The 25,617-nt window shown below is 72.1% G+C and carries 16 protein-coding genes; 8 read left to right on the top strand and 8 right to left on the bottom strand.

The genetic code is table 11. The features are described 5' to 3' along the window. Positions 1-57: 57 nt before the first annotated feature. A complete protein-coding gene (locus ACZ7DY_RS32840) occupies positions 58-1,299 on the bottom strand; it encodes a L,D-transpeptidase (protein ID WP_471141982.1) in 1,242 nt (413 codons plus the stop codon). A gap of 220 nt (positions 1,300-1,519) precedes the next feature. Next, positions 1,520-2,731, bottom strand: a complete 1,212-nt coding sequence (locus ACZ7DY_RS32835) for a L,D-transpeptidase (protein ID WP_471141980.1) — start codon at positions 2,729-2,731, stop codon at positions 1,520-1,522. Positions 2,732-2,884: 153 nt separating this feature from the next. On the opposite strand from ACZ7DY_RS32835, the gene glgX reads away from it, so the two are divergent. The 3 genes from glgX to ACZ7DY_RS32820 all read left to right on the top strand — a co-directional run bounded on the left by glgX (position 2,885) and on the right by ACZ7DY_RS32820 (position 7,757). Next, positions 2,885-5,191: a glycogen debranching protein GlgX gene (gene glgX / locus ACZ7DY_RS32830; protein WP_471141977.1), complete on the top strand. Its 2,307-nt coding sequence runs from the start codon at positions 2,885-2,887 to the stop codon at positions 5,189-5,191. Positions 5,192-5,296: 105 nt separating this feature from the next. Further along, positions 5,297-6,250 carry a LysR family transcriptional regulator gene (locus tag ACZ7DY_RS32825; RefSeq protein WP_471141976.1) on the top strand — a complete coding sequence of 318 codons (954 nt, stop codon included), beginning with the start codon at positions 5,297-5,299 and terminating at the stop codon, positions 6,248-6,250. Between the two features lie 139 nt (positions 6,251-6,389). After that, complete coding sequence (locus ACZ7DY_RS32820; RefSeq protein WP_471141974.1) at positions 6,390-7,757, top strand: carbohydrate-binding protein; 1,368 nt, start codon at positions 6,390-6,392, stop codon at positions 7,755-7,757. A 32-nt stretch (positions 7,758-7,789) separates the two neighbouring features. Here ACZ7DY_RS32820 and ACZ7DY_RS32815 read toward each other — a convergent pair whose 3' ends face one another. The 4 genes from ACZ7DY_RS32815 to ACZ7DY_RS32800 form a co-directional block, all read right to left on the bottom strand. After that, positions 7,790-8,422 carry a response regulator gene (locus tag ACZ7DY_RS32815; protein ID WP_471141972.1) on the bottom strand — a complete coding sequence of 211 codons (633 nt, stop codon included), beginning with the start codon at positions 8,420-8,422 and terminating at the stop codon, positions 7,790-7,792. Further along, positions 8,412-9,629: a sensor histidine kinase gene (locus ACZ7DY_RS32810; RefSeq protein ID WP_471142518.1), complete on the bottom strand. Its 1,218-nt coding sequence runs from the start codon at positions 9,627-9,629 to the stop codon at positions 8,412-8,414. The genes ACZ7DY_RS32815 and ACZ7DY_RS32810 overlap by 11 nt, the downstream gene beginning before the upstream one ends. Before the next feature lie 86 nt (positions 9,630-9,715). Then, complete coding sequence (locus tag ACZ7DY_RS32805; protein WP_471141970.1) at positions 9,716-10,507, bottom strand: ABC transporter permease; 792 nt, start codon at positions 10,505-10,507, stop codon at positions 9,716-9,718. Beyond that, positions 10,504-11,406: an ABC transporter ATP-binding protein gene (locus ACZ7DY_RS32800; protein ID WP_471141969.1), complete on the bottom strand. Its 903-nt coding sequence runs from the start codon at positions 11,404-11,406 to the stop codon at positions 10,504-10,506. The genes ACZ7DY_RS32805 and ACZ7DY_RS32800 overlap by 4 nt, the downstream gene beginning before the upstream one ends. 185 nt (positions 11,407-11,591) lie before the next feature. Between ACZ7DY_RS32800 and ACZ7DY_RS32795 the strand changes: the two genes are divergently transcribed. The 5 genes from ACZ7DY_RS32795 to ACZ7DY_RS32775 all read left to right on the top strand — a co-directional run bounded on the left by ACZ7DY_RS32795 (position 11,592) and on the right by ACZ7DY_RS32775 (position 21,209). Then, entirely contained in the window at positions 11,592-13,490 is a 1,899-nt protein-coding gene (locus tag ACZ7DY_RS32795; protein WP_471141966.1) for an ABC transporter ATP-binding protein, read from the top strand. Further along, positions 13,487-15,421, top strand: a complete 1,935-nt coding sequence (locus ACZ7DY_RS32790; RefSeq protein ID WP_471141964.1) for an ABC transporter ATP-binding protein — start codon at positions 13,487-13,489, stop codon at positions 15,419-15,421. The genes ACZ7DY_RS32795 and ACZ7DY_RS32790 overlap by 4 nt, the downstream gene beginning before the upstream one ends. Positions 15,422-15,495: 74 nt before the next feature. Beyond that, on the top strand, positions 15,496-16,314 hold the full coding sequence (locus ACZ7DY_RS32785; RefSeq protein WP_471141962.1) for a PaaI family thioesterase: 819 nt from the start codon (positions 15,496-15,498) through the stop codon (positions 16,312-16,314). Positions 16,315-17,148: 834 nt separating this feature from the next. Next, on the top strand, positions 17,149-19,224 hold the full coding sequence (locus ACZ7DY_RS32780) for a M4 family metallopeptidase (RefSeq protein WP_471141959.1): 2,076 nt from the start codon (positions 17,149-17,151) through the stop codon (positions 19,222-19,224). Positions 19,225-19,589: 365 nt separating this feature from the next. After that, the gene (locus ACZ7DY_RS32775; RefSeq protein ID WP_471141956.1) at positions 19,590-21,209 is read left to right on the top strand and encodes a M4 family metallopeptidase; all 1,620 of its coding nucleotides are present in this window, start codon (positions 19,590-19,592) and stop codon (positions 21,207-21,209) included. A gap of 72 nt (positions 21,210-21,281) precedes the next feature. Here ACZ7DY_RS32775 and ACZ7DY_RS32770 read toward each other — a convergent pair whose 3' ends face one another. Continuing rightward, positions 21,282-21,836: a hypothetical protein gene (locus ACZ7DY_RS32770; RefSeq protein WP_471141953.1), complete on the bottom strand. Its 555-nt coding sequence runs from the start codon at positions 21,834-21,836 to the stop codon at positions 21,282-21,284. Positions 21,837-21,846: 10 nt separating this feature from the next. Next, positions 21,847-25,617 (bottom strand): RHS repeat-associated core domain-containing protein (locus ACZ7DY_RS32765; RefSeq protein WP_471141952.1); only part of this gene is annotated, 3,771 nt, incomplete at its 5' end.

Genomic DNA, 25,617 nt, shown 5'->3' with positions numbered 1-25,617 from the left:
GGCCCGGTGCACTTGGTCACAGTGCACCGGGCCCTCACGTTCGGCGGGAGTGGGGGCCTAGGCCTTCCACTGCTCCCACGACATGTTCCAGCCGTTGTAGCCGTTGTCGGGCTGGATCTTCTTGTCGGCGGAGTTCTTCACGACGACGAGGTCGCCGATCATGGAGTTCTCGAAGAACCAGCCGGCGGGCGTCTTCTTGCTGTAGCCGCCGCGCACGTCGCTCAGGCCTATGCAGCCGTGGCTGGCGTTGGTGTTGCCGAAGGCGCCGCCCGACCAGTAGTTGCCGTGGATGAACGTGCCGGAGGTGGACAGGCGCATGGCGTGCGGGACGTCCTTGATGTCGTACTCGCCGCCGAAGCCGACGGTCTCGCCGTTCATCCGGGTCACCTGCAGCTTCTCGCTGATGACCATCTCGCCGTTGTACGTGGTGGTGCCGGGGGCGCCCGCGGTGATCGGGATCTTCTTGATCTGCTTGCCGTCGCGGACGACCGTCATCTGGTGCGTCTTGGCGTCGACCGTGGAGACCTGGCTGCGGCCGATGGTGAAGTTCAGGGTCTTGGCCTGCTTGCCGTAGACGCCGGGCCGCCCCTCGACGCCGTCGAGGTTGAGCTTGACGGTGACCTTCGTGCCGGCCTTCCAGTACTTCTCGGGGCGGAAGTCGAGGCGGTCGTTGCCGAACCAGTGGCCCTCGACCGGCACCGACGGCTCGGTCTTGATCTCGATGGCCTTCTCGACGGCCTCCGGGTCGGTGATGCCGCGCGTGAAGTGCACCGAGAACGGCATGCCCACGCCGACCTTCGAACCGTCCTCCGGCGTGAACTGGCCGACGAAGGTGTTCTTCGGGGTCAGCGTCGTGAAGTCGGTGTCCTTGGCGGACGCGCGGCCCTCGGAGTCCTTCGCCACCGCGTGGACCTTGTACTTCGTGGCGGCGGCGAGGTGGTGCGCGGGCTTCCAGCTGGTGCCGCCCGCGGTGATCCTGCCGGGGACCGGATTGCCCTTGCTGTCCTCGACCTTGACCTCGGAGAGCTTGCCCTTCTCCGCGCCTATCTTCAGGGCGCCGCTGGTGGCCACGGAGTCCGCGCCGTCCTTGGGGGCTATCGTCACGACGGCCGCCGAGGGGGCGTTCTTGTCCGCATCGCCCTTGCCGTCACCGTCGCCCGCGTCCGAGCCGCCCCCGCCGCATGCCGCCACGAACAGCAGCGTCACCCCCGACGCCACCGCCGTCAGACCTCTGGCGCCCCGCCGCCGCACGCGCGATCGCGCGCCAACCGACGTCCCCGATATCGGTCGCCCGTTCAAGATTCCGTCTCCCCTCGCACGGCCTGGATCCAGGCCCGCACCCCGTTGCACCTGCCCGTTTCGGACACGCGCCAGCGATAGATAACCACACGGTTCCCGGCGATGACTCCCCGCCAATGTCACCGTTCCGTTCCAACTGCCCCGGGGTGCGGGCAGACCATGATCACCCGGTGGTTCCCCGGCCGGTCACCCGGGGAACACCTCGCCGTCCCCTTGGGGTTCAGCCGTTCCTCACCCAGTCCTTCCACTCCATGTTCCAGCCACCGAGGCCGTTGTCAGGAGCGACTTTCCTGTCATTGCTGTGGACGACCTCGACGACGTCCCCGATGAGGCTCCGGTCGAAGAACCAGCCGGCCGGCGTCTTCGAGCTGCCGCCCTTGACGTCGCGCAGGCCCACGCAACCGTGGCTGACATTGGTGTTGCCCGGGGCGTCCGGTGACCAGTAGTTGCCGTGCAGGAAGGTGCCGGAGGTGGTCAGGCGCATGGCGTGCGGCACGTCGGGGATGTCGTACTCCCCGCCGAAGCCGACGGTGCGGCTGTTCATGCGGGTCACCTCCAGCATCTCCGTCACCACCATCTTCCCGTTGTACGTGGTGGTCTTGGGGGCGCCCGCGGTGATCGGCAGGGTGGAGATCAGCTCGCCGTCGCGGCGTACCTCCATGGTGTGTTCGGCGGCGTCGACCAGGGACTCCTGGCGGCGGCCGATGGTGAAGGAGAAGCTCTTGTCCTGCAGGCCGTAGACGCCGGGGGCGGCCTCGACGTCGCGCAGCCGCAGGCCGACGGTGACCTTGGTGCCGGGCTTCCAGTACTTCTCGGGGCGGAAGTCGACGCGGCTCTTGCCGAACCAGTGCGGGCGGATGTCGACGGCCGGCCGCGCGGTGACGTGGATGGCGCGCTGGACGGCGTCGCGGTTCTCCACCTCCCGGTTGAACTCCAGGGAGACGATCATGCCGGTGCCGACCGTGGCGCGGTTCTCCGGCGTGACGTATCCGGTGAACCGCTCGTCGGGGACGTACGTGCGGAAGGTGGTGTGGCGCGCCGAGCGGCGGCCGTGGCCGTCCATCGCGACGGCGTCGATCTTGTACGTGGCGGCGAGCGCCAGCGGGCCGTCGTCGAGGGGCCGCCACGTCAGGCCGTCGTCGGCGATGCGGCCCGGCACCTCGGTCCTGCGGGCGTCCTGGGTGCGGACGACCCGCACCGACTCCAGGCGGCCGTCGGGGACCCTGACCTCGATGTGTTCGTCCGGCTTGATCCCCTTGCTGTCGTCACCGGGCGTCACCCGGATCGCGTCCGCGGGCGAGCGCGGTTTCCCCATGAATCCGTCGGGCCTGTCGGCGGAGCAGCCGGACGCCGCGGCCAGCAGACCCGCCCATGTCACCACCGCGGCCAGCGCGGCCCCTGCGCGCCGTGCGCGCCTCGCAACCTGTCTCACGTGGGTCCCAACGACCGTCCCCCTGCCGGGGAAACGTGAGTGCGACGCGCACGGTGGGCAGAACAGTGGGGAGGACGACGTGGGGGAGGTGCGGCCGGGACGCCGCACGCCCTTCTTCGCGCGTCGGCCGACGGAGCCGCGGGAGGCTGACAGGTGTCGAGCGCACCCGAGCAAGAGGCAGTGCAGAAGGCGCGGGCAGGGGGGCGCGCCACGACCGAGCGGCCCGCCCCCGCGGTGAACGGGAGCAGGCGGGCCGCGGCCCGTGCCGCGCCGACGCGGCCGGTGTGGCCCGGGGCGCCGACGCCGCTCGGCGCGCGTTTCCGGGTGGGCCCCGACGGCGTGGCGGGCACCAACTTCGCGCTGTGGGCGGGCGGGGCGGAGGCCGTGGAGCTGTGCCTGTTCGACACGGAGGGGGGCCGGGTCGTCGAGACGCGCTGCCGGCTGACCGAGCTGACGCACGAGATCTGGCACGGTTTCGTGCCGGGCGTGCGTCCCGGGCAGCGGTACGGCTACCGCGTGCACGGCCGCTGGGACCCGTGGACGGGCGCCCGCTGGAACCCGGCCAAGCTGCTCCTCGATCCGTACGCGCGCGCGGTGGACGGCGGGCCTGGCAACGACTACGGCCGGCTGCCCGCCGAGGTGTACGGGCACGTGCGCGACTGGCCCCAGCAGCATGTGGCGGACACGGTCCGCGACGAGCGGGACTCGGCGCCGTACGTGCCCAAGGGCGTGGTCGTGCACGACGACGCGCCGGACGACGAGTGGACGGACGACCGGCGCCCCAAGACGCCGTGGGCGGATTCGGTCATCTACGAGCTGCACGTGCGCGGCTTCACCAAGCTCCATCCGGGGGTGCCGAAGGAACTGCGCGGCACGTACGCGGGGCTGGCGCACCCGGCCGCGCTCGACCATCTCGTACGGCTCGGGGTGACGGCGGTCGAGCTCCTGCCGGTGCACCAGTTCGCGCACGAGGACCATCTGCTCCGCCGGGGCCTGCGCAACTACTGGGGCTACAACTCGATCGGCTACTTCGCCCCGCACGCGGCGTACGCGGCGACCGGCACCACGGGCCAGCAGGTCGGCGAGTTCCGGCGGATGGTGCGGGCGCTGCACGAGGCCGGCATCGAGGTCATCCTGGACGTGGTCTACAACCACACGGCGGAGGCCGGGGAGCTCGGCCCGATGCTCTCCCTGAAGGGCATCGACAACCGCGCCTACTACCGGCTGCGGCCCGGCGACGCCCGGCGGTACGCGGACTACACGGGGTGCGGGAACACCCTCCAGGTCGTCCAGCCGCACGTGCTGCGCCTGATCACGGACTCCCTGCGGTACTGGGTGACGGAGATGGGCGTGGACGGGTTCCGCTTCGATCTGGCGGCGGCGCTCGCGCGCTCCTTCCACGACGTCGACATGCTCTCGCCGTTCCTCGCGGTGATCGCGCAGGATCCGGTCCTGCGGCGCGTGAAGCTGATCGCCGAGCCGTGGGACGTGGGGTCGGGCGGCTATCAGGTGGGGGCGTTCCCGCCGCTCTGGACGGAGTGGAACGACCGCTACCGGGGTGCGGTGCGGGACTTCTGGCGGGGGGCGCTGCCGGACGTACGGGATCTGGGGTACCGGCTGTCGGGGTCGAGCGATTTGTACGCGTGGGGCGGGCGCAGGCCGTACGCGTCGGTGAACTTCGTGACGGCGCACGACGGTTTCACCCTGCGGGACCTGGTCAGTTACGAGCGCAAGCACAACGAGGCCAACGGCGAGGGCAACCGGGACGGTTCGGACGACAACCGGTCGTGGAACTGCGGCGCCGAGGGCGAGACGGACGACGGGGGCGTGGTGGCGCTGCGGCGCAGGCAGCTGCGCAACCTGATGACGACGCTGCTGCTCTCCACCGGGGTGCCGATGCTGGTCGCGGGCGACGAGATGGGCCGTACGCAGCGCGGCAACAACAACGCGTACTGCCAGGACAACGAGATCAGCTGGGTCGACTGGGGGCTGCGCGAGGAGCCGGGGTGGCGCGCGCTGTACGCGCTCACCGCCCGCCTCATCGAGCTGAGGCACCGCCATCCGGTGCTGCGCAGGCGGGCCTTCTTCTCCGGGCGGGCCCATTCGGCGGACGGGCTGCGGGATCTGGCGTGGTTCACGGCGGGCGGTACGGAGATGACGGAGGCCGACTGGTACGCACCCACCGCCACGCTCGGCATGTATCTGTCGGGACGCGACATACCGGGCCGTGACGCCCGGGGCGCGCCCATCACCGACGACAGTTTCCTCGCCGTCCTGCACGCGGCCGAGGCGCCGTCGCCCTTCGTGCTGCCGGGGCCGCCGTGGGCCGACGCGTACGAGGTCGTCGTGGACACCGCCGTGGAGGAGCAGGACGCGGCGCCGGGGAGCGTGCACCGGGCGGGCGCGGTGATGACGGTGGCGGGGAGGTCGGTGGTGCTGCTGCGGGTCGTCGAGGGCTGACGGCGACCGCTCCGGGGTGCGGCGGGCCGCCCGTACCCCGGGATGATCACGATTGGTCCGTACCGGAGTATTGCCCGGGCCCCGGGGTGACTCCAAGCTCGCCTCATGGACCTGGAGTTGCGGCACCTGAGGACGATCCGGGCGATCGCCGACGCGGGCAGCCTGACCAAGGCCGCCACCGCGCTCGGGCTCGCGCAGCCCGCGCTGAGCGCGCAGCTGAAACGGATCGAGCGCGCCCTCGGCGGCGAGCTCTTCGAGCGGGGCCGGCACGGGGTGCGGGCCACCGCGCTCGGCGAGTTCGTGCTGGCCAGGGCCAGGGTCGTGCTGCCGGCGGTCAGCGGGCTGCGGGAGGAGGCGCAGCGGTTCGCGCGGTCCTGGGAGGGCGGGGCGGGGTTCCGGCTCGGCGGCATCCACGGGCCGCTGCTCGGCGCGCTGGTGGACCGGCTCGCCGCCGCGTACCCGGGGGTGCCCGTGACGACGCACACCTCCTGGTCCGAGCGGGAGATCGCGGCCCGTACGGCGTCGGGCCGGCTCGACTTCGCGCTGGTGGGCACGTGCGGGGCGAGCGCGCCGCCCAAGGACGGGCTGCTCACCTGGCGGGAGGTGGCCCGCGATCCCGTCTTCGTGATGCTGCCGACCGGCCATCCGCTGGCCGGCCGGCCGGAGATCGAGCTGGCGCTGCTCGCGGACGAGGCGTGGACGGACGTGCCGGGGGACGGCTGTTTCGCGGAGTGCTTCGCGGCGGCGTGCGCGCGTGCGGGGTTCACGCCGTCGTGCGTGTACGAGACGGATGTGGCGTCCTGCGTCCATCTGGTGCAGGTGGGGCGGGCGGTGGGGCTCTGCCGGGCGACGTTCCCGCCGACGCCGGGGCTGGTGACCAGGCCGCTGGCGGGGGCGCCGCTGTACTGGCGGCATCTGCTGGGCTGGCACCCCGCGGCGCCGGCCCACGACACCGCGGCCGCCGTCTTCTCGCTGGCCCGGGCCGCCCACGCCGAGGCGGCGGCGCGCAGCGAGAGCTACACGGCGTGGCTCTCCGCGCCGTCGCCGCCCACGGGGTGACGGCGCCGTCCCGGCGCCCCCGCCGCCGCGTTCCATAACGCCGGTACGAGGGGTCGGCTGACAGCTACTGGCGGGCAGTTGAGGCTTCTACGGTGTGGGCGATCCCCCGCTCGTCCCCGGCACATCGAGGAGACCTCGTATGCTCCCCACCTCTCACCGGCGCCTCACCGCGGCGTGCGCCGCGGTGGCCGCGGCCGGCGCGCTGGTCCTCGCCGGTCTCCCCGGATCCGCCTCCGCGCAGACCGACCCCGGCGCCCCGGCGCCCTCCGCCGCCGAGACCGCCGCCGTCTCCACGACCCCTGCCGGAGTCCTGCGGGCGATGCGGCGCGACCTCGGCCTCACGACGGCGCAGGCCGAGGCCCGTCTGGTCAACGAGGCCGAGGCAGGCGCCGTCGCGGGAGCGCTGCGCGCCGCGCTCGGCCGTGACTTCGCGGGCGCCTGGGTGGGCGGCACCACCTCCGCACGGCTCACCGTGGCGACCACGGACGCCGCCGACGTCCCCGTGATCGAGGCGCGGGGCGCACGGGCCGCCGTGGTCGGGCACTCCACCGCGCAACTGGACCGGGCGAAGCGGGCGCTGGACCGGGCGGCGCGGAGGACGGCGACGCGTGACGCGCCCGTCTGGTACGTCGACGTGCGCGCCAACGCGGTCGTGGTGCGGGCCGTGCACACCCCCGCGGCGAAGTCCCTCGTCTCCGCGGCGGGCGTGGACCCCTCCCTCGTACGCCTCGTGCGGACCGCGGAGCGGCCGAGGCCGCTGTACGACCTGGTGGGCGGGGACGCGTACTACATGGGCGGGGGCCGCTGCTCGATCGGCTTCCCGGTCACCAAGGGCACCCAGCAGGGCTTCGCGACGGCGGGGCACTGCGGGCGCGCCGGCACGGCGACCAGCGGATACAACCAGGTGGCCCAGGGCACGTTCCAGGCATCCGTCTTCCCCGGCATGGACATGGCCTGGGTCGCCACCAACTCCCAATGGACCGCCACCCCGTACGTGGAGGGCCAGGGCGGCCAGCGGACCGGCGTCGGGGGCTCCACACAGTCCCCGGTGGGTGCGTCGGTCTGCCGGTCGGGCTCCACTACGGGGTGGCACTGCGGCACGATCCAGCAGCACAACACCAGCGTCACCTACCCCGAGGGCACCATCAACGGGGTGACGCGCACGACGGTCTGCGCCGAGCCGGGTGACTCGGGGGGCTCCTACATATCCGGCAGCCAGGCGCAGGGCGTCACCTCGGGCGGTTCCGGCGACTGCTCCAGCGGCGGCACGACGTACTACCAGCCGATCAATCCGCTGCTCCAGCAGTTCGGCCTGACGCTGAAGACCACCGGCGGCGGCCCGGGCCCGGGTGATCCCGAGCCGGGCGGCACGTGGGCGGCGGGCAAGGTCTACGCGCCGGGCGACACGGTCACCTACGGCGGCTCGACCTACCGGTGCCTCCAGGGACACCAGGCCCAGCCGGGCTGGGAGCCGCCGAACACCCCGGCGCTCTGGCAGCAGGCCTAGGGCCGCCCCGGGTCCGGGTCCGGGTCCCGGTCTCAGCCGAGGATTCCCCTGCTGTACGCCGTGGCCACCGCCGCCGCACGGTCCTTGACGCCGAGCTTGCCGTAGATGTGGGTGAGGTGGGTCTTGACCGTGGCCTCGCTGATGAAGAGTTCGGCGGCGATGGCGCGGTTCGACGTGCCCTTGGCGACGAGCGCGAGCACCTCCCTCTCACGGGTGCTCAGCGGTTCGTTGCCGGGGGCACGCACGCGTGAGACGAGCCGGGAGGCGACCGCGGGCGAGAGCACCGTGCGCCCTTCGGCCGCGGCGCGGACCGCGGTGAACAGCTCCTCGCGCGGGGCGTCCTTGAGCAGGTAGCCGGTGGCGCCCGCCTCGATGGCGGGGAGCGTGTCGGAGTCCGTGTCGTACGTGGTGAGGACCAGGACGCGGGCGCGGGCGCCGCGGCGGGTGAGCTCGGTGATCGCGTCGACGCCGTTGCCGCCGGGCATGCGCAGGTCCATCAGGACGACGTCCGGGTCGAGTTCGGCGGTCAGCGCCACGGCCTCCACGCCGTTCGACGCCTCGCCGAGCACCTCGAAGCCGGGGGCCGAGCGGAACATGCCGCGCAGGCCGTCGCGGACGACGGGATGGTCGTCGACGAGGAGGAGGGTGATCGCGTCAGTGCTCATGGCGCACCAACGGTACGCGAGCCGAGACCGCGGTGCCGCCGCCCGGCTCCGACTCCACGGTGAGCGACCCGGCGATGCGTTCGGCCCGGGCCCGCATGCCGTCGAGACCGAAGCCGCCCGAGCCGCCGCGCGCCACCGTGGCCAGCGGGTCGAAGCCGCGGCCGTCGTCGCGGACGTCCAGGCTGACCTCGTCGCCCATGAAGGAGAGGGTGACGCCGAGACGGCCGGCCCCGGCGTGCCGGGCGGCGTTGGACAGGGCCTCCTGGGCGATGCGCAGCAGGGTCGCCTCGATCTCCTCGTGGAGGTGCTCCGCGGTGCCGGTGACGGTGAGGTCGGCGCGCACGCCGGTGCGCTCGGCCCACTCCGCGACGGTCTTCTCCAGCGCCTCGGGGAGGCGGTCGTTCTCCAGGGGCGCGGGCGAGAGGTTGTGGACGGAGCGGCGGGCCTCGCCGAGGCTGTGCCGGGCGAGGTCGGCGGCCCGGTCCAGGTGTTCGCGGGCCAGCTCCTGGTCGGCGGTGCCCGCGACGACCTGGAGCTGGGCGATGATGCCGGTCAGGCCCTGCGCGATGGTGTCGTGGATCTCGGCGGCGAGCCTGCGCCGCTCGTCGGCGACGCCCGCCTCCCTGGCCTGGACGAGGAGCTGGGCGTGGAGAGCGGCGTTCTCGTCGAGTGCCTGCTGCAGGGCGGTGTTGGTGCGCTCAAGCTCGGCGATGGTGGCGGCCGCGTCGAGGGCGCGCCGGTCCTCCTGGGCCGCGAGGTGGGCGAAGACGGTGAGCAGGGCGACGTTCACCGCGAGGAGTCCGCCGAAGACGCCCCAGCCGAGCGCGTCGTCCGGCGGCAGCCCGCCGGACTGGGAGCCCGCCATGATGACGGCGGTGGCGAACAGGCCCGGCTTGACCAGGCGCGGGGGCAGCAGCCGTTCGGCGCCGAAGTAGCCGACGACGGCGTAGAACGCGAAGAACGGGTTGATCCAGGTCAGCACGAAGGCGATCGCCCAGCGCAGGCCGTAGTAGACGGTGCCCGCGGGCGAGGGGCCGGACCGGGAGCGGGTCCGGGCGCCCCACACCAGCTGGAGGGCGACGGCGGCGCAGACCAGGGCCGCGCTCACATACCGGTCGCCGCGGTCCATGCCGACGACTTCGCTGGTGGCGGCGGCCATGAGGACGCCGAACCCCAGCAGGACGTAGGGCCCCCAGCGGTGGAACATGCTCCACCGCTCCTCGATCGACTTCGTGGCGTCGGCCGTGCTCGTACTCACCGGACCAGTCTCGTCGACGGGCCGGGCCAGGACGGTCACTCCCATCGGAACCAGCGCGAGGCGCCCGCCGACAGGGCCACGGCCCACAGCGCGAGGACGCCCAGGTGGGCCCAGCCGGGCCAGCCGCCGCCCGCCGCCTCGTTCAGCGCCTGGGAGGCGGCGCCGAGCGGGGTGGCCTCGACGGCGCGGGCCAGCCCGTCGGGCATCGCCTGCACCGGCAGCCAGACGCCCGCGCTGAACATCATCGGGAAGAAGACGGCGGAGCCGATCGCGGTCGCGGCCTTCGTGGTGCGGGCGAGCGCCGAGACCAGCGCGCCGAGCGCGAGCCCGCACAGGACGGCCAACAGCAGCGCGAGGGCGTAGCCGAAGGCCTGGCGCGGCAGCGGTACGTCGAAGGCGAGGCGGCCCACGGTCAGCGAGAGCAGCGCTGAGACGAGGGCGGCCGCGCCGTGGATGCCCATCTGCGCGCCGAGCACGGCGCTGGGGCGCACCGGCGTGGCGGACATGCGGCGCAGGATGCCGCGCTCGCGGTAGCCGGTGATGAGCGGCGGCATGGCCTGCACGCCGGCCATGATCAGGGAGAGCAGGACGGTCACGGGGACGTACGCGTCGACCAGGCGCAGGCCGCCCAGTGAGGCGTCGGCCTCCCGGAACGACGGGATGGAGCCGAGGATCACCAGGAGCAGGGTGGGGAACGCCATGATCCAGAAGAGGGCGCCCGGTTCCCGGCGGAAGAGGCGGAGCTCGGCCCGCAGGACGGCCCCGGCGGCCCGGTCGACGGGGCGCCGCGGGGCGGGGGCGTGCGATGCGGAGGTGGCCGTGGTCATGCCGAGGCTCCCGTCAGGTCGAGGAAGGCGTCGTCCAACGTGGCGTCGGCGACCCGGAGTTGGTGGGCGGTGATGTGGTGCCGGGCGAGCAGGGTGATGGCGGCGTCGACGGTGTCGTCGGTGCCGTTCAGGGTGTAGCGGCCGTCGCGGTGCTCGACGGAGGTGACGGCGGGCAGCGCGGCGAGGAGACGCTCGTCCAGCGGCGCGGACGGCGTGAACGACATGACCGTGGAGCTCGCGGACCTGCGGACCAGGCCCGCCGGGGTGTCGAGGGCTGCGACCCGGCCCTTGTCGATGACGGCGACCCGGTCGCAGAGGCGCTGGGCCTCCTCCATGAAGTGGGTGACGAGCAGGACGGTGACGCCGCTGTCGCGGACGTCCTCGATGAGCTCCCAGGTGTCGCGGCGGGCGCGCGGGTCCAGGCCGGTGGTCAGCTCGTCGAGGACGACGACCTTCGGGCTGCCGATGAGGGCGAGGGCGATGAACAGGCGCTGCTTCTGGCCCCCGGAGAGCTTGCCGAAGCGGCTGTCCAGCTTGTCGGTCAGGCGCAGCCGCTCGGCGAGGGGCCGCCAGTCGGCGGGGTCCGGGTAGAACGCCGCGTACAGCTCGAGGGCCTCGCGCACGGTCAGCTTCGGCTGGAGCTCGCTCTCCTGGAGCTGCGCGCCGAGGATGCGGGTGAGGCGCTCGTGGTCGGCGACCGGGTCGAGTCCCGCGACGCGCACGGTTCCGGCGTCGGGGACGCGCAGCCCCTCGACGCATTCGACGGTGGTGGTCTTGCCGGCGCCGTTCGGGCCGAGGATCCCGAAGATCTCGCCCTCCTCGACGGTGAAGGAGACGCCGTCGACGGCGGTCCGGCCGCCGTAGGCCTTCTTGAGTCCGTGCACTTCGATGAGGGGCATGCGTCGAGAATCGCCGGTGGGCGGGGGTGCGGACATCCCCCATCGCGCTCGAAGCAACATCAGCTGATCGGTTGATGGGCGGGTACGACTTCGTGGCGCGGGGCCACCCGGCTTCGTGGCGCGGAGCCGCCCGGCGGGCAAAACTCGGTGGGCTCTGTCAGTGGCAATACGTAGGCTCGCCCCTGATGCCGAAATCAGCTGCCCCCACCGAAAAGCGGTCCACCGTACGGACGTTGCTGCGCCTGTGGCCGTACGTGCGCCCGATCCGGATCCGTCTGATCACCGCCGCCCTGATCGCGGTCGTCGCCTCCTGCACGGGGCTCGTCTTCCCCCTCGTGCTCAAGTGGATGGTGGACGGGCCGGTGGCCGACCGGGACCCGACCGGGGTGTGGCTCGGGGCGCTGCTGCTGCTCGTGCTCGGCGTCGCCGAGGCGCTGCTCTTCGGGCTGCGGCGGTGGCTGGTCGCCCGGCCGCTCGCGGGCGTCGAGGCGGCGATGCGGGCCGATCTCTACCGCCATCTGCAGCGGCTCCCGGTGGCCTTCCACGACCGGTGGGCGTCCGGACAGCTCCTGTCGCGCGGCACGACGGATCTGATGCTGCTGCGCATGTTCCTCGCCTTCCCCCTGACGTTCCTGCTGGTCAACGGCGCGACCATCCTGGTCGGCGTGATCATTCTGCTCGGGCAGGACTTCACGCTCGGCCTGGTGCTCCTCGCGCCGGTGGTGCCGATGGTGATCGCCCTCGCGTACTACGAGGGGCGGTACACCGCCGCGGCGCGGCGCGCGCAGGACCAGGTCGGCGATCTGACGACGGTCGTCGAGGAGAGCGTGCTGGGCATCCGCATCATCAAGGGGTTCGGCCGCCACCGCAGCCAGGCGCGGGCGTTCCGCGAGCTGTCGCACACGCTGCGCGGCACCGAGCTGGTCAAGGCGCGGATCCTCGCCGCCATCTACGCGGTGATCATGGCGTTGCCGGAGGCCGCGATCGGGGTGGCGCTGGTCCTCGGCACGGTGCGGGTCGCGGACGGCGGTCTGTCGGCGGGCACGCTGGTCGCCTTCCTCTCGACGGCGCTCGCGCTGCGCTGGCCGGTGGAGTCGATCGGTTTCCTGCTTGCGATGAGCCAGGAGTCGGCGACGGCGACCGAGCGGTACTTCGAGGTCATGGACGCCGAGCCGGAGGACACGGCCGTCACCGCCGCGGCCCCGGCGCGCCCCGGCGGCTCCCGGCCGGACGACGACACGCTCGGCGGACTCCGCTTCGAGGGCGTGGAGTTCAGGTACCCCGACGCGCCGCCGGACGCCCCTGCGGTCCTCGCCCGCGTCGACCTGCACGTGCGCCACGGCGAGACCATGGCGCTGGTCGGCGCGACCGGCAGCGGCAAGACGACGCTCACCGCGCTGGTGCCGCGCCTGCACGAGGTGACCGGCGGCCGCATCACGCTGGACGGCGAGGACATCACGGCGATGGACCGCGAGCGGCTGCGCACCCTCGTCGCCGTCGCCTTCGAGGAGCCGACGCTGTTCTCCGCGACGGTCGGCGAGAACGTCCTGATGGGCGCGGACGGCACCGCGGGCGACGCCGAGCTGCGGCGGGCGCTCGACGTGGCCCAGGCCGACTTCGCGCACGCCCTGCCGCAGGGCACCGGCACCCAGGTCGGCGAGCAGGGCCTGAGCCTCTCCGGCGGGCAGCGCCAGCGCCTCGCGCTGGCCCGCGCGGTGGTGGGCCGGCCCCGCTTCCTCGTACTCGACGATCCGCTCTCCGCGCTCGACGTGCACACGGAGGCGCTGGTGGAGGCGGCGCTGCGGCGCGTCCTCGCGGACACGACCGCGCTGATCGTCGCCCACCGCCCCTCCACCGTGCTGCTCGCCGACCGGGTCGCCCTGCTCTCCGGCGGCCGTATCACGGCGGTCGGCACCCACCAGCAACTGCTGCGGGAGAACGCGGAGTACGCGTGGCTGATGTCGGGGGCGGAGACCGCCGACCACCCCGGCGCCGATGCCCCCGCCGGCCCGGACCGCGCCACCGAACCTCCCGCCGCCGACCACCCCTCCGCCGTCCCCGCCGCCGAGGAGGCCGCCCGATGAGCTCGTCGACATCCGTACGGGAGAAACCCGTCGACCCCGAAGAACCCGAAGGAGCCGCGGGAGCCGCAGGACCCGAGGAGCCCGGAAGCACCGGCCGTCCCGGCGACGCGAGCGCGGGCGCCGGCGCACCGGACGACCCGTTCGACAGGGACGAGCTGCCCGCTCCCCCGGGCGCCACCCGCGCCCTCCTGCGCTCGCTGCTCTCGCCGCTGCGCGGCCGCGTCACGCTCGCCGCCGTACTGCTGCTCGTGCAGCAGGCCGTCGTGCAGGCCGGTCCGCTCCTCGTCGCCTACGCCATCGACCGCGGCGTACCCGCCGTGCGCGCCGACGACTACGGCCCGCTGATCGCGGTCGGCGCCGGCTATCTGGGCTGCGCGGCCGCCTCCGGCGCCCTGCAGTACGCGTTCATCATCGCCTCCGCACGCGTCAACCAGGACGTGCTGCTCGATCTGCGCGGCCGCATCTTCCGGCACGCGCAGGCCCTCAGCGTCGACTTCCACGAGCGGTACACATCGGGCCGGCTGATCTCCCGCTCCACCACCGACCTGGAGTCGCTGCGCGAACTGCTCAGCGAGGGCCTGCAGGAACTCATCACGGTCCTGCTCTCCTTCGTCTACATCTCGGCGATGCTGCTCTGGCTCGACCTGGGTCTCGGCGCGGTGGCTGTGGCCTCGTTCGTGCCGCTCTACCTCCTCGTACGCCTCTATCAGCGGCGCGCGGGAGCGATGTTCCGACAGCGCTCCACCGCGATCGCCGCGGTCATCGTGAAGTTCGCGGAGACGATGAACGGCATCCGGCCGGTGCGGGCCTTCCGCCGCGAGCGGGCCAACGACGCGGAGTTCGGTGAGCTCAACCACCGCCACGAGCGCACCAACGGCGACGCCATGCTGGAGATGGCCCGCTATGTGGTCGGCTCGCGGCTCGTCGCCAACACCGCCGTCGCCGCCATCGTGCTGTGGGGCGCCCAGCGGGTCGCCGACGGCGGGCTGGCGCTCGGCGTGCTGGCCGCCGCCGTGCTCTACCTGCGGCGCCTGTACGACCCGATCGACCGGCTCGGCATGTTCCTCAACTCCTACCAGTCGGCGGCCGCCTCCCTGGAGAAGGTCGCGGGGCTGCTCGCCCAGGCCCCGACCGTGCCCGAGCCCGCGGCGTCCGACGCGCGCCCGCTGCCGGTCCTGGCATCGGACCACCCGGGCCGCGAGGTGCGGTTCGACGGGGTGCGGTTCGCCTACCGGACGGGCGGCGAAGTGCTGCCCCGCTTCGACCTGACGCTGCCCGCGGGGCAGACGGTGGCCGTCGTAGGCTCCACGGGCGCGGGCAAGTCCACGCTGGCCAAGCTGCTCGCCCGCTTCTACGACCCGACGGACGGCCGGGTCCTCCTGGACGGCGTGGACCTGCGCGAGCTCGACGGCGCCGAGCTGCGGCGCGGGGTCGTGATGGTGACGCAGGAGGCTTTCCTGTTCTCCGGGACCGTCGCGGAGAACATCGCGATCGGCCGGCCCGACGCCACCCGCGAGGAGATCGAGCGCGCCGCCAAGGCCATCGGCGCGCACGACTTCATCACCTCGCTGCCCGACGGGTACGACACCGACGTGCGCAAGCGGGGCGGCCGGATCTCCGCGGGCCAGCGGCAGCTGGTGGCCTTCGCGCGGGCCCTGCTCGCCGACCCGGCGGTGCTGATCCTCGACGAGGCGACCAGCTCGCTCGACATCCCGGGCGAGCGGGCCGTGCAGCGCGCAATGCACACGGTGCTGCGCGGCCGCACGGCCGTGGTGATCGCCCACCGGCTCTCCACCGTGGAGATCGCCGACCGGGTCCTCGTGATGGACCACGGCCGGATCGTCGAGGACGGCCCCCCCGACGACCTCATCACGGGCACCGGGGCGTTCGCCGACCTCCACCGGGCGTGGCGGGACAGCGTGGTGGGCTGAGGCGGCGGACGACCGGGCGTTGACCGCCCGACCGGAGTGACGGCACACGACAGACGGGGAGTTGATCCGACGGCATGGCTGAGACAGGCACGGACGCGAGTACGGAGACGGGCGCGGGTACGGGGACGGGCGCGAGGGCCGGTGACGTCCTCACCATCCCCGAGGCCTACCAGGGCTACCCGGGCATCGCCTACGGCGGATACGTGGCGGGGCTGCTCGCCGGGCGCTCGGCGACCCGCACGGTACGGGTCGACTTCCGGGCCGCGACCCCGGTGGGCTCCCCCCTCCGGCTCACCGGACCGGACGGCGGGGGCGCCCGGCTGACCGACACCGCCGGCACCGTGCTCGCGACGGCCACGCCCGTCGCGGACCTGCCTGCGGCCGTTGCGCCGCCCGCGCCGTCCCTGGCGCAGGCCACGGCGGCCTCCGAGGCGTTCCGCGCGGCCGGGCTGACCGGACTCGCGGCCGACGGCACGCCGATCGACTGCTTCGGCTGCGGCCACCGGGCGCCGGGCAGGGGCCTGCGCCAGCACTGTTCGCGGGTGCCCGGCCGCGACGTGGTGGCGGCGGCCTGGTCCCCGCACCCCGCGTTCGCGGACGCGCGGGGCCGGCTGCGGTCCGAGATGCTCTGGGCGGTCCTGGACTGTGCGACGGCGTGGGCCGGCATCCACCTCGGCGGCCTGCGCACCGGCGCGGTCACGGCCTCGCTGACGGCGACCCTGCTGCGCCCGGCGGCCACGGGCGAGGAGCACATCACGTATGCCTGGCCGATGACGCAGGCGGGCCGCAAGCACACGATGGGCGTGGCGGTGGCCACGGCGCGGGGCGAACTGTGCGCGGTGGGCGAGGCGTTGTGGATCAACCCGCGGGAGGGGAGCCGGCCCGCCGAGTGAGCCGGCGTGAAGGGGGCCCGGCGGGGTGAGAGCCGCGCCGGGCCCCCTTTTGCGTGGCGTCACAGGAGTGGACCACCGGCGAAAAGCAGCCACATGCCGCCTGTCCCGGAGTCGTACGCCGCTTTCGAACAGGGCGGCGCGCGGCACCGTCGCGGAGGCCCGGCAGAGGTGCGTACGGAGCCGTCGTACCGCTCGCACCGGGTGGTACGGACCCCGGCGCGGAACCATCGTTGGCCTGCGCTCCCGGCGTGCGCCGGGGGGTGGGAAGGGGGTCGCGCCGGGGCCCGGAGCATGCCCAACCGGACCGCCGCCCACCCCCGGAGCGCGCCGTTCCAAGCTTCCGTAAAACGCGGCCGGGCCTCGGTCGCCGCCCCCGAAAAGGCTTGGCAGGATCCCGCGCACGGGGCATGTCCGCCCCCGGAGCGCGAGGCGTCCTGGGCCCGCGCGCCGGACCGCGCCACCCTACGGCGCGGGGTGGAGATCACCTCGCCCCGGGCCAACCGGAATGGCCCGCCGCAAGTCTGCGGGAGCCGCCCGTGCCGGCGGCCGGGACGGCCGTAAAGGGCCTGCGGCCGGACTCCGCATACCGAACGTGCCCCACCGGCCAACGGACTGATTCCGGCCAACTACTGATGCGCACCTGACAACGACGGCCCTCTGGTGCCACTCTTCCCCTCGACCGTCGCACGGCTTTCAACAAGGCGACGGTTTCTCTTCACGCAATACCCGTTGTGCTTCGCCCAGTTCTGCGTTCCGCCTTGCTCTGCCCGGAGGGCGACCCAGCCATCCGGTAGTTCTGGCCGCGCTACCCACGCGGCCGCGCAGAAGGAGTCCGTGTTGAGAAACACCTCCCACAGACCCACCTCCCACAGCCGTTCGGTCCGCACCCGTGCGACCGCCGTCGGCGCTCTCTCCGCAGTCGCCGCGCTCCTCGCCGTAGCCGTACAGGCGGGCCCCGCCTCGGCCGACGGCGCACGCGCCGACGCCCCCAAGGCCGCTGCCCAGAAGCTCGGCAAGGTCGACCCCGGCGCCCTGGCCGTCAAACTCTCCCCCGCCCAGCGCGCGGAGCTCATCCGCGACGCCAACGCCACCAAGGCGGAGACCGCCGCCGACCTCGGTCTCGGCGCCAAGGAGAAGCTCGTCGTCCGCGACGTCACCAAGGACCGTGACGGCACGGTCCACACCCGCTACGAGCGGACCTACGGCGGGCTGCCCGTCCTCGGCGGCGACCTGGTGGTCGACACCGCGAAGTCGGGGAAGACCGAGGGCGTCACCAAGGCCGCGCGGGCCCAGCTCAAGGGCGTCGACACGAGCGCCGGCATCAAGGCCTCGGCCGCCGAGAAGCAGGCGCTCGGCGCCGCGAAGGCCGCCGGTTCGAAGAAGACCGACGCGGACCGGGCGCCGCGCAAGGTCGTGTGGATGGCCAAGGGCGCGCCGGTCCTCGCGTACGAGACGGTCGTCGGCGGCCTGCAGCACGACGGCACGCCGAACGAGCTGCACGTCATCACGGACGCCACCACCGGCAAGAAGCTCTTCCAGTGGCAGGGCATCGAGAACGGCACCGGCAACACGCAGTACAGCGGCCAGGTCACCGTCGGCTCGGTCCAGTCGGGGTCGAACTACACGCTCACCGACTCCGGCCGCGGCAACCACAAGACGTACAACCTGAACCACGGCACCTCCGGCACCGGCACCCTCTTCACGGGTCCGGACGACATCTGGGGCAACGGCTCCCCGTCGAACGCCGAGACCGCCGGCGCCGACGCCGCCTACGGCGCCCAGCTCACCTGGGACTACTACAAGAACGTGCACGGCCGCACCGGTATCCGCGGTGACGGTGTCGGCGCGTACTCGCGGGTCCACTACGGCAACAACTACGTCAACGCCTTCTGGTCCGACGCCTGCTTCTGCATGACGTACGGCGACGGCTCGGGCAACTCGGCGCCGCTGACCTCCATCGACGTGGCCGCGCACGAGATGACGCACGGCGTGACCGCGGCGACCGGCAACATGCAGTACAGCGGCGAGTCCGGCGGCCTGAACGAGGCCACCTCGGACATCTTCGCGGCGGCCGTGGAGTTCAACGCCAACAACGCCCAGGACAAGGGTGACTACCTCGTCGGCGAGAAGATCGACATCAACGGCGACGGCACCCCGCTGCGGTACATGGACAAGCCGAGCAAGGACGGCGGGTCCAAGGACTCGTGGTACTCAGGCATCGGCAACATCGACGTGCACTACTCGTCCGGTGTCGCCAACCACTTCTACTACCTGCTGAGCGAGGGCAGCGGCAAGAAGGAGATCAACGGCGTCCAGTACGACTCGCCGACCTCCGACGGCCTGCCGGTGACCGGCATCGGCCGGGACAAGGCGTCGCTGATCTGGTTCAAGGCGCTCACCACCAAGTTCACGACGACCACCAACTACGCGTCGGCCCGCACCGGCACGCTGGCGGCCGCCGGTGAGCTGTACGGCACCAGCAGCGCCGAGTACAAGGCCGTCGCCAACGCCTGGGCGGCCGTGAACGTCGGCAGCCGTCCCGGTGGCGAGGAGCCCGGCGGCACCTCCTTCGAGAACACCACCGACGTCGCCATTCCGGACAACGGCGCCGCGGTCACCTCGTCGGTCAACGTCACCGGCCGCACCGGCAACGCGCCGAGCACCCTGAAGGTCGGCGTCGACATCGTGCACACGTGGCGCGGTGACCTCCAGGTCGACCTGGTGGGCCCCAGCGGCAAGATCTTCCCGCTGAAGGCGACCAGCAGCTCGGACTCCGCGGACAACGTCAAGGAGACCTACACGGTCAACGCCTCCACCGAGGTGGCCAACGGCACCTGGAAGCTGAAGGTCCAGGACAAGGCCGCGCAGGACACCGGTTACATCAACAGCTGGAAGGTCACCTTCCCGTAAACCGGCCTGAAGGCACCTGAGGGTTTCCTTCGCAAAGAGCACGCAGGGACGCCTCTCCCGCGGACAGCGGGCGGGGCGTCCCTCCCGCGCACCACCGAGCACCTCGAACGCCGCCGCCCCGGGTCGATCAACTCCCCGGGGCGGCGCGCTCGTTCACGGCCTCGTGCCCGTCATCCCGTGTTCGCATTCCGTATGTTGACCATCGCTCAACGAACTATTTCCGGCCAACATCCATCCAGGGGCTGACATGTACCTGGCTCGAATGACACTCTTCCCTCGCACGACACATGAGCCACACCCGCACCGCATCTTTCATGCCCGGGCAGTACCCCACGCCGCCCGGGCCCCCCACAGAAGGAGCCTGCGTGACCCCCCACATTTCCCGTAAGCGCTCAACCCTGGCCATAGCCACCGCTGTTGCCGCCGGAGCCCTCCTGACCGCCGGACTGTCCACCGGCGCGTCCGCCCAGCCGGCCACGCCCTCCGGCGCGCCCGCCGCCCTCTCCACCTCCGCCAAGGCCGGCCTCCTGAAGGACGCGGCCGCCACGACGGCCGCCACCGCCGAGAAGATCGGCCTGGGCGCCAAGGAGAAGCTCGTCGTCCGCGACGTCGTCAAGGACCGCGACGGCACCACCCACACCCGCTACGAGCGCACCTACGACGGCCTGCCCGTCCTCGGCGGCGACCTCGTCGTGCACACCGCGAAGAGCGGCAAGGTCAAGAGCGTCACGAAGGCCACCAAGGCCTCGGTGAAGGTCGCCTCCACCGACGCGAAGCTCTCCAAGGGCGCCGTCGCCAAGTCCGCCGAGTCCACCGCGGCGAAGGCGAAGACCGCCGAGGCCGACGCGCAGTCGCCGCGCAAGGTGATCTGGGCCGCAACCGGCAAGCCCGTCCTCGCCTACGAGACGGTCGTCACCGGCACGCAGAAGGACGGCACGCCCAGCAGACTCCACGTCATCACGGACGCCGCGACGGGCAAGAAGCTCTTCCAGCACCAGGCCATCGAGAACGGCACCGGCAACGGCCAGTACAGCGGCAAGGTCGAGATCGGCTCCAAGAAGGGCACCAGCGGCTTCGACCTGACCGACGACGCGCGCGGCGGCCACTCCACGTTCAACCTGGCCAACGGCGAGGGCGAGGGCAAGCTCTTCACGGACGACGACGACACGTGGGGCACCGGCAAGCCGGACGACCCGCAGACCGCCGCCGTCGACGCCGCCTACGGCGCCCAGGTCACCTGGGACTACTACAAGAACGTGCACGGCCGCGAGGGCATCAAGGGCGACGGCAAGGGCGCGACCTCGCGCGTCCACTACGGCGACAGCTACGTCAACGCCTTCTGGGACGACAGCTGCTTCTGCATGACGTACGGCGACGGCGAGGGCAACAAGAAGCCCCTCACCTCGATCGACGTCGCCGCCCACGAGATGTCGCACGGTGTCACCTCGGCCACCGGCAACATGGAGTACTCCGGCGAGTCCGGCGGCCTCAACGAGGCCACCTCGGACATCTTCGGCACCTCCGTCGAGTTCAACGCCAAGAACCCCGAGGACATCGGCGACTACCTCATCGGCGAAGAGATCGACATCAACGGCGACGGCTCACCGCTGCGTTACATGGACAAGCCCTCCAAGGACGGCCAGTCCCTGGACAGCTGGAGCGCCGACGCGGGCAACGTCGACGTCCACTACTCCTCGGGCATCGCCAATCACTTCTTCTACCTGCTGTCCGAGGGCAGCGGCGCGAAGGAGATCAACGGCGTCAAGTACGACTCCCCGACCGCCGACGGCTCCAAGGTCGAGGGCATCGGCCGCGACAAGGCCGAGAAGATCTGGTTCAAGGCCCTGACGGCGTACTTCACGTCGACCACCGACTACAAGGCGGCCCGCGAGGGCACGCTGAAGGCGGCGACGGACCTGTACGGAGCGGACTCGGCCGAGGTCAAGGCCGTGGGCGCAGCGTGGACGGGCGTCGCGGTGAAGTAAGCGGTCATGTAAGCGGTCATTGCAGCCGGCGGCACCCGGGGGTCCTTCCTCCCCGGGTGCCGCCTTCTTCGTTCACTCCGCCCTGAGCTCGCGGCTGCCCGCCCTGTTCTTCGCGATGTTCCGCGTCTTCTTGGTGCGGGCCGACTCGGCGACCACGGCGAGTACGTCCGGCGATCTCGAGAACTCGGCGAGGTGGCGCTGCATCCAGTCCGTGACCTCCGCCAATTCGTCGGCCGTCGGCACGTGACCGTCCTTGACGGACAGGTGGAACAGCCAGTCGTGGACGCGGCGGCGGATGAACTCACGGAACGACTCCGTCTTGAGCCGCTCGGTCTCCGGCAGCAGTCCGTCCGACCACTGCCGGAACTCGTCGGGACCGGTCACTTCATGCGCGATCGCGTCCACGAGGGCGACCACGGCCGTCTTGGCCCCGCTCTCGTCGGGGTCGCGCAAGATCGCGGCCACGATCGCGCGGTCCCGGTCGCGGCTCGGAGACTCCGCGACCGCCGAGACGACGCGCACGTACGCGGCCGTGCGGACGTGGTCGTCCGCGACGGCTTCGTCGACGTCCACATCGGTGATGCCGGCCTCCGCCAGCAGCGCGGCCACATCGGAATGCAATGTCATCGTTTCTTCCCTACTTGCAGGGTTTCTTGGCACCCTCGGCGGCCTCGCGCTGCTCCTTCGCGGCCCGCTCCTCCGCCTGACTCCGCCTGCCGAGCTTCCTGACGGCGGTCCTGATCTGCGGCTTGAAGTGCTCCACCGCCTGTCGTTGCTTGCTCGAAAGCTCCGGCTGGTTGTGAAGGGGTTTGCCGTTCGCCCCGATTCTGACCTCGCGGCCTCCGCCACCGGTGACATGGGCGTGCGCCGGCTTGTCCACGTCGTACTCGTGCACGACGATCTTGACCCCGTTCTTGCTGACGTCGAGGAGGGAAAGGCCGAGGGGGTCGATCCACATGAACGGATTGGGGACGTAACTGTGCGGCCCGAAGCCACCGGCGAGACCGATCGGGTCCGGCGTGAGGTAGCGGGCGGTCTCGGGGTCGTAGTGCCGGAAGTAGTTGTAGTGCAGCCCCGTCTCGGGGTCGTAGTACTGGCCGGGGAAACGCAGGGGCGTGTAGGCGGTGGCGCTCCGGTTCCAGGCGGTGGTGCCCCAGAGGGTGGTTCTGGTGCGCCAGGCGATGTCGCCCCGCTCGTCGAGGAGTTCGGTCGGGGTGCCGACGAGATCGGTGACGATGGCGTAGAAGCGGGCGTCCACTTCTTCGTCGGTGAGGTGTTTGCGCTCCGTCTGCGCCAGGGGGCACAGGCCGTCGTGGTCCCAGGTGAGGGTCACCGACTCCGGCACACCCGGGGTGTGGCTCGTCTGTTCGCAGAGGGTCATGTCGTCCCAGGTGAAGTCGGTCTGTTCCGCCACACCCTGTTCCGTCATGCGCTGCTTGCATATCCGGCGGCCCAGGGGGTCGTAGAGGTAGCGCCACCTCGTGCCGTCGGGGGTCACCACGGACGTGAGGCGGTCTTCCGCGTCCCATTCGTAGTGCCAGGTGTCGGGTTTGCGGGACAGGCGGGTCTTCTGGCGCAGGGTGGTGCGTCCCGCCGCGTCGTATGCGTAGCGGACACTGCCTGCCGCGGTGATACGGGTACCGGTGTAGGTGCGGGGGCCTGTCGCCTCCTGGCCCGGCATGGGTGCGGGCCAGGAGGCGTCGGTCTGGTTGCCCGCCTTGTCGTAGGCGTAGGTCTCCGTCCAGCCCGCCGCGTGGACCGCCGTCACGCGGCCTGCCACGTCCAGGTCGAAGTTCCGCGTGCCGTTGAGCCGGTCCTCCACGCCGGTCAGATGGTCGTCCGGACGGTACGTGTACACGCGGTGCTGGACAGGCTTGCTGCCCGGGCCCATCAGTTCCTGCTTCGTCAGGCGGCCCACGACGTCGTACACGTTCGTCAGTGTCAGGGCCTCGCCGACCGTGCGGGTGAGTTCCCGGCCCACCCCGTCGTGCGTGAACGCCAGCCTCCGCCCGGACGCGGTCAGTTCGGTGACCCTGCCTGCCGCGTCGTACGTCCAGGTGCTCGTCGCGCCGGACGGTGTGGTGCGGGCGGTGCGGCGGCCCAGCGCGTCGTAGGTGTGGGTCAGGGTGCGGCCGTTGACCGTTTCCGAGATCAGACGGCCCGCCCTGTCCCGCTCCAGGGTCAGCGTCACGTCCGGGCTCACCGCCGCCGTGAGGTCGCCCGTCGCGTCGTAGGTGAAACGCGTGATCGCGGCGCCCGCCACGTCCTGCGTGACCGTCCGGCCCAGCGCGTCCCGTTCGAAGGTGATCTCGTCACCCGTGGCCGTCGTACGGCTCAGCAACTGGCCCGCCGCGTCGTGGGTGTACGTCAGCGTGCGGCCGTCGAAGTCCGTCTCGGCCACCAGTCGGCCCGCCGGGTCGTACTCGTAACTCCAGGTCAGGCCCTGCGGGTTGGTGACCTTGCGGAGCTGGAGCTGGGTGTCGTGGTCGAACTCGTAGCGGACGCCGTCGGGCCCGGTGCGGGCGGCGATCAGGTCGAAGTGCGTGTACTCGTGGGTCGTGACCGCGCCCATCGCGTCCGTGTGCGAGACGCAGTTGCCCTCGCCGTCGTACGTCCACGACTCCGACGAGCCGTCCGCCTCCGTGCGCCGCGCCAGCTTGCCCTCGACCGTCCACTCGAGGCGCGTGGCCGCGCCCGTCGGGTCCGTGATCGTGGTGACGCGGCCGAAGGCGTCGAGGTCGTAGCGGGTCACCGCGCCCAGCGGGTCCGTGACCTCCAGCGGCAGGCCCGCCGCGTTGCAGCGCAGCTCGGTGGTGTGGCCGAGGGGGTCCGTGATGGTGGCCACGGCTCCGGTGGCGTCGTGGGTGAAGTGGTGGGTCATGCCGTCGCGGCCGGTCACGCTGGTGCGGTTGCCCCGCTCGTCCCACGCCTGGCGCTGGACGGAGTCGTCCGGGCCGACGATCTCGACCGGCAAATTGAGGTCGTTGTACACGGCGGTGACGCAGGTGCCGTCCGGGGCACGTGTCGCGATCAGATTGCCGTGCTCGTCCCAGGTGTTCTCGGTGCGGTGCCCGAGCGCGTCGGTGCGGGCGAGCAGGTTGTTGCGGCTGTCCCACTCGGTGTGGACGGTGCCGCCCAGCGGGTCCGTCTCGGAGAGCAGCTGGCTCAGGTCGTTGTAGCGGTAGACGGTGATCCCGCCGAGGGCGTCGGTGTAGCGGGTCTCCCGCTCCTCGGGGCGGTACTCGATGGTGCAGGCCAGGTGGCCGCCGGTGCTCTCGCCGCGGACGCAGCGGTCCTCGTCGTCGTAGGTGAAGCGGTACCAGGTCCGGTTGCTGTCGGTCCAGGACGTGACGCGGGCGTCGGCGTCGTAGTCCAGGCGCAGCCGCACCCCAGCCGACGCGTGGACCGCGGCCAGATTGCCGACCTCGTCGTAGCCGTACGCGACCACTGTCGTGCCGCCGTCCTCGGCGCCGGTGCCGTCGCCGGTGGCGGGGTCGAGCAGGCGCAGCGCGGTGACGCGGTGGTCGTCGGTGTCCACCTTCAGGTGGTAGCCGCCGGTGTGGCGCACCGCCGTGGGTGTGCCGGTAGGGTCGCGCTCGATGTCGATGCGGTTGCCGTTGCGGTCGGTGATGGTCCGCAGCGGCAGACGCCGTTCCGTGTCGCCCGTTCCCGCCGCCTCGGGTGTGGTGGGCAGGAAGTGGCGGACGTGGCCGGTGTACGGGTCGGTGACGGTGACCGTGCCCGCGTCGTCGATCTCCAGGGGCCAGGCGGAGCCGTGGACGGGGAGCACGGGCCGGCCGTCGGACTCGGGGTGGGGGTAGGACAGCAGCTGGCCGTCCTCGGTGACGTAGATCAGGCCCTCGTCGTCGATCTCGACCCGCTCGTCCAGCGTCGAGGCCCAGGAGTCGCCGTACCAGTGGCCCCAGCGGTACGTGGACAGATGCGTGCGCCGGAGGACGAGCGGGAGCAGGCCAGGCAGGGTGACGTCGGTCTGCTCCATGAGCATCTCGCCGGAGATCATGTCGATGGGGTCGCCGTTCTTGCAGCGGCCCTTGGTCGGCTTGGCCTTGCCCGCCGCCTTCTTCATGCCGCCGGAGAGGGCCTTGCGGAGTCCCCCGGAGCGCAGTCCGCGGGCGGCGGCCTTCATGCCCTTGGCCGCTCTGGCGACGGTGGTGAGACCCTTGCCGCCCGGGATGCAGTCCATGGCGGCGAAGGCCACGTCCATGAGGGTGGCCTGGCCCTTTGCGTATTTGCTCAAGGTGTCGGCCAGGACGATCGCGCCCGCGATGATGACGATCGCGGCCAGGATGGGACCGCCGACGATCATCGCGATGACCCCGACGACGGCGACGACGACCTTGCAGACGGCGACGATGGCATCCCAGTTGTCGGTGACCCAGTCACCGAT

It is taken from the genome of Streptomyces sp. NPDC037013, assembly GCF_055607265.1.
The sequence above is the reverse complement of the archived record's forward strand: the minus strand, read 5'-3'. Positions and strand labels throughout refer to the sequence as shown.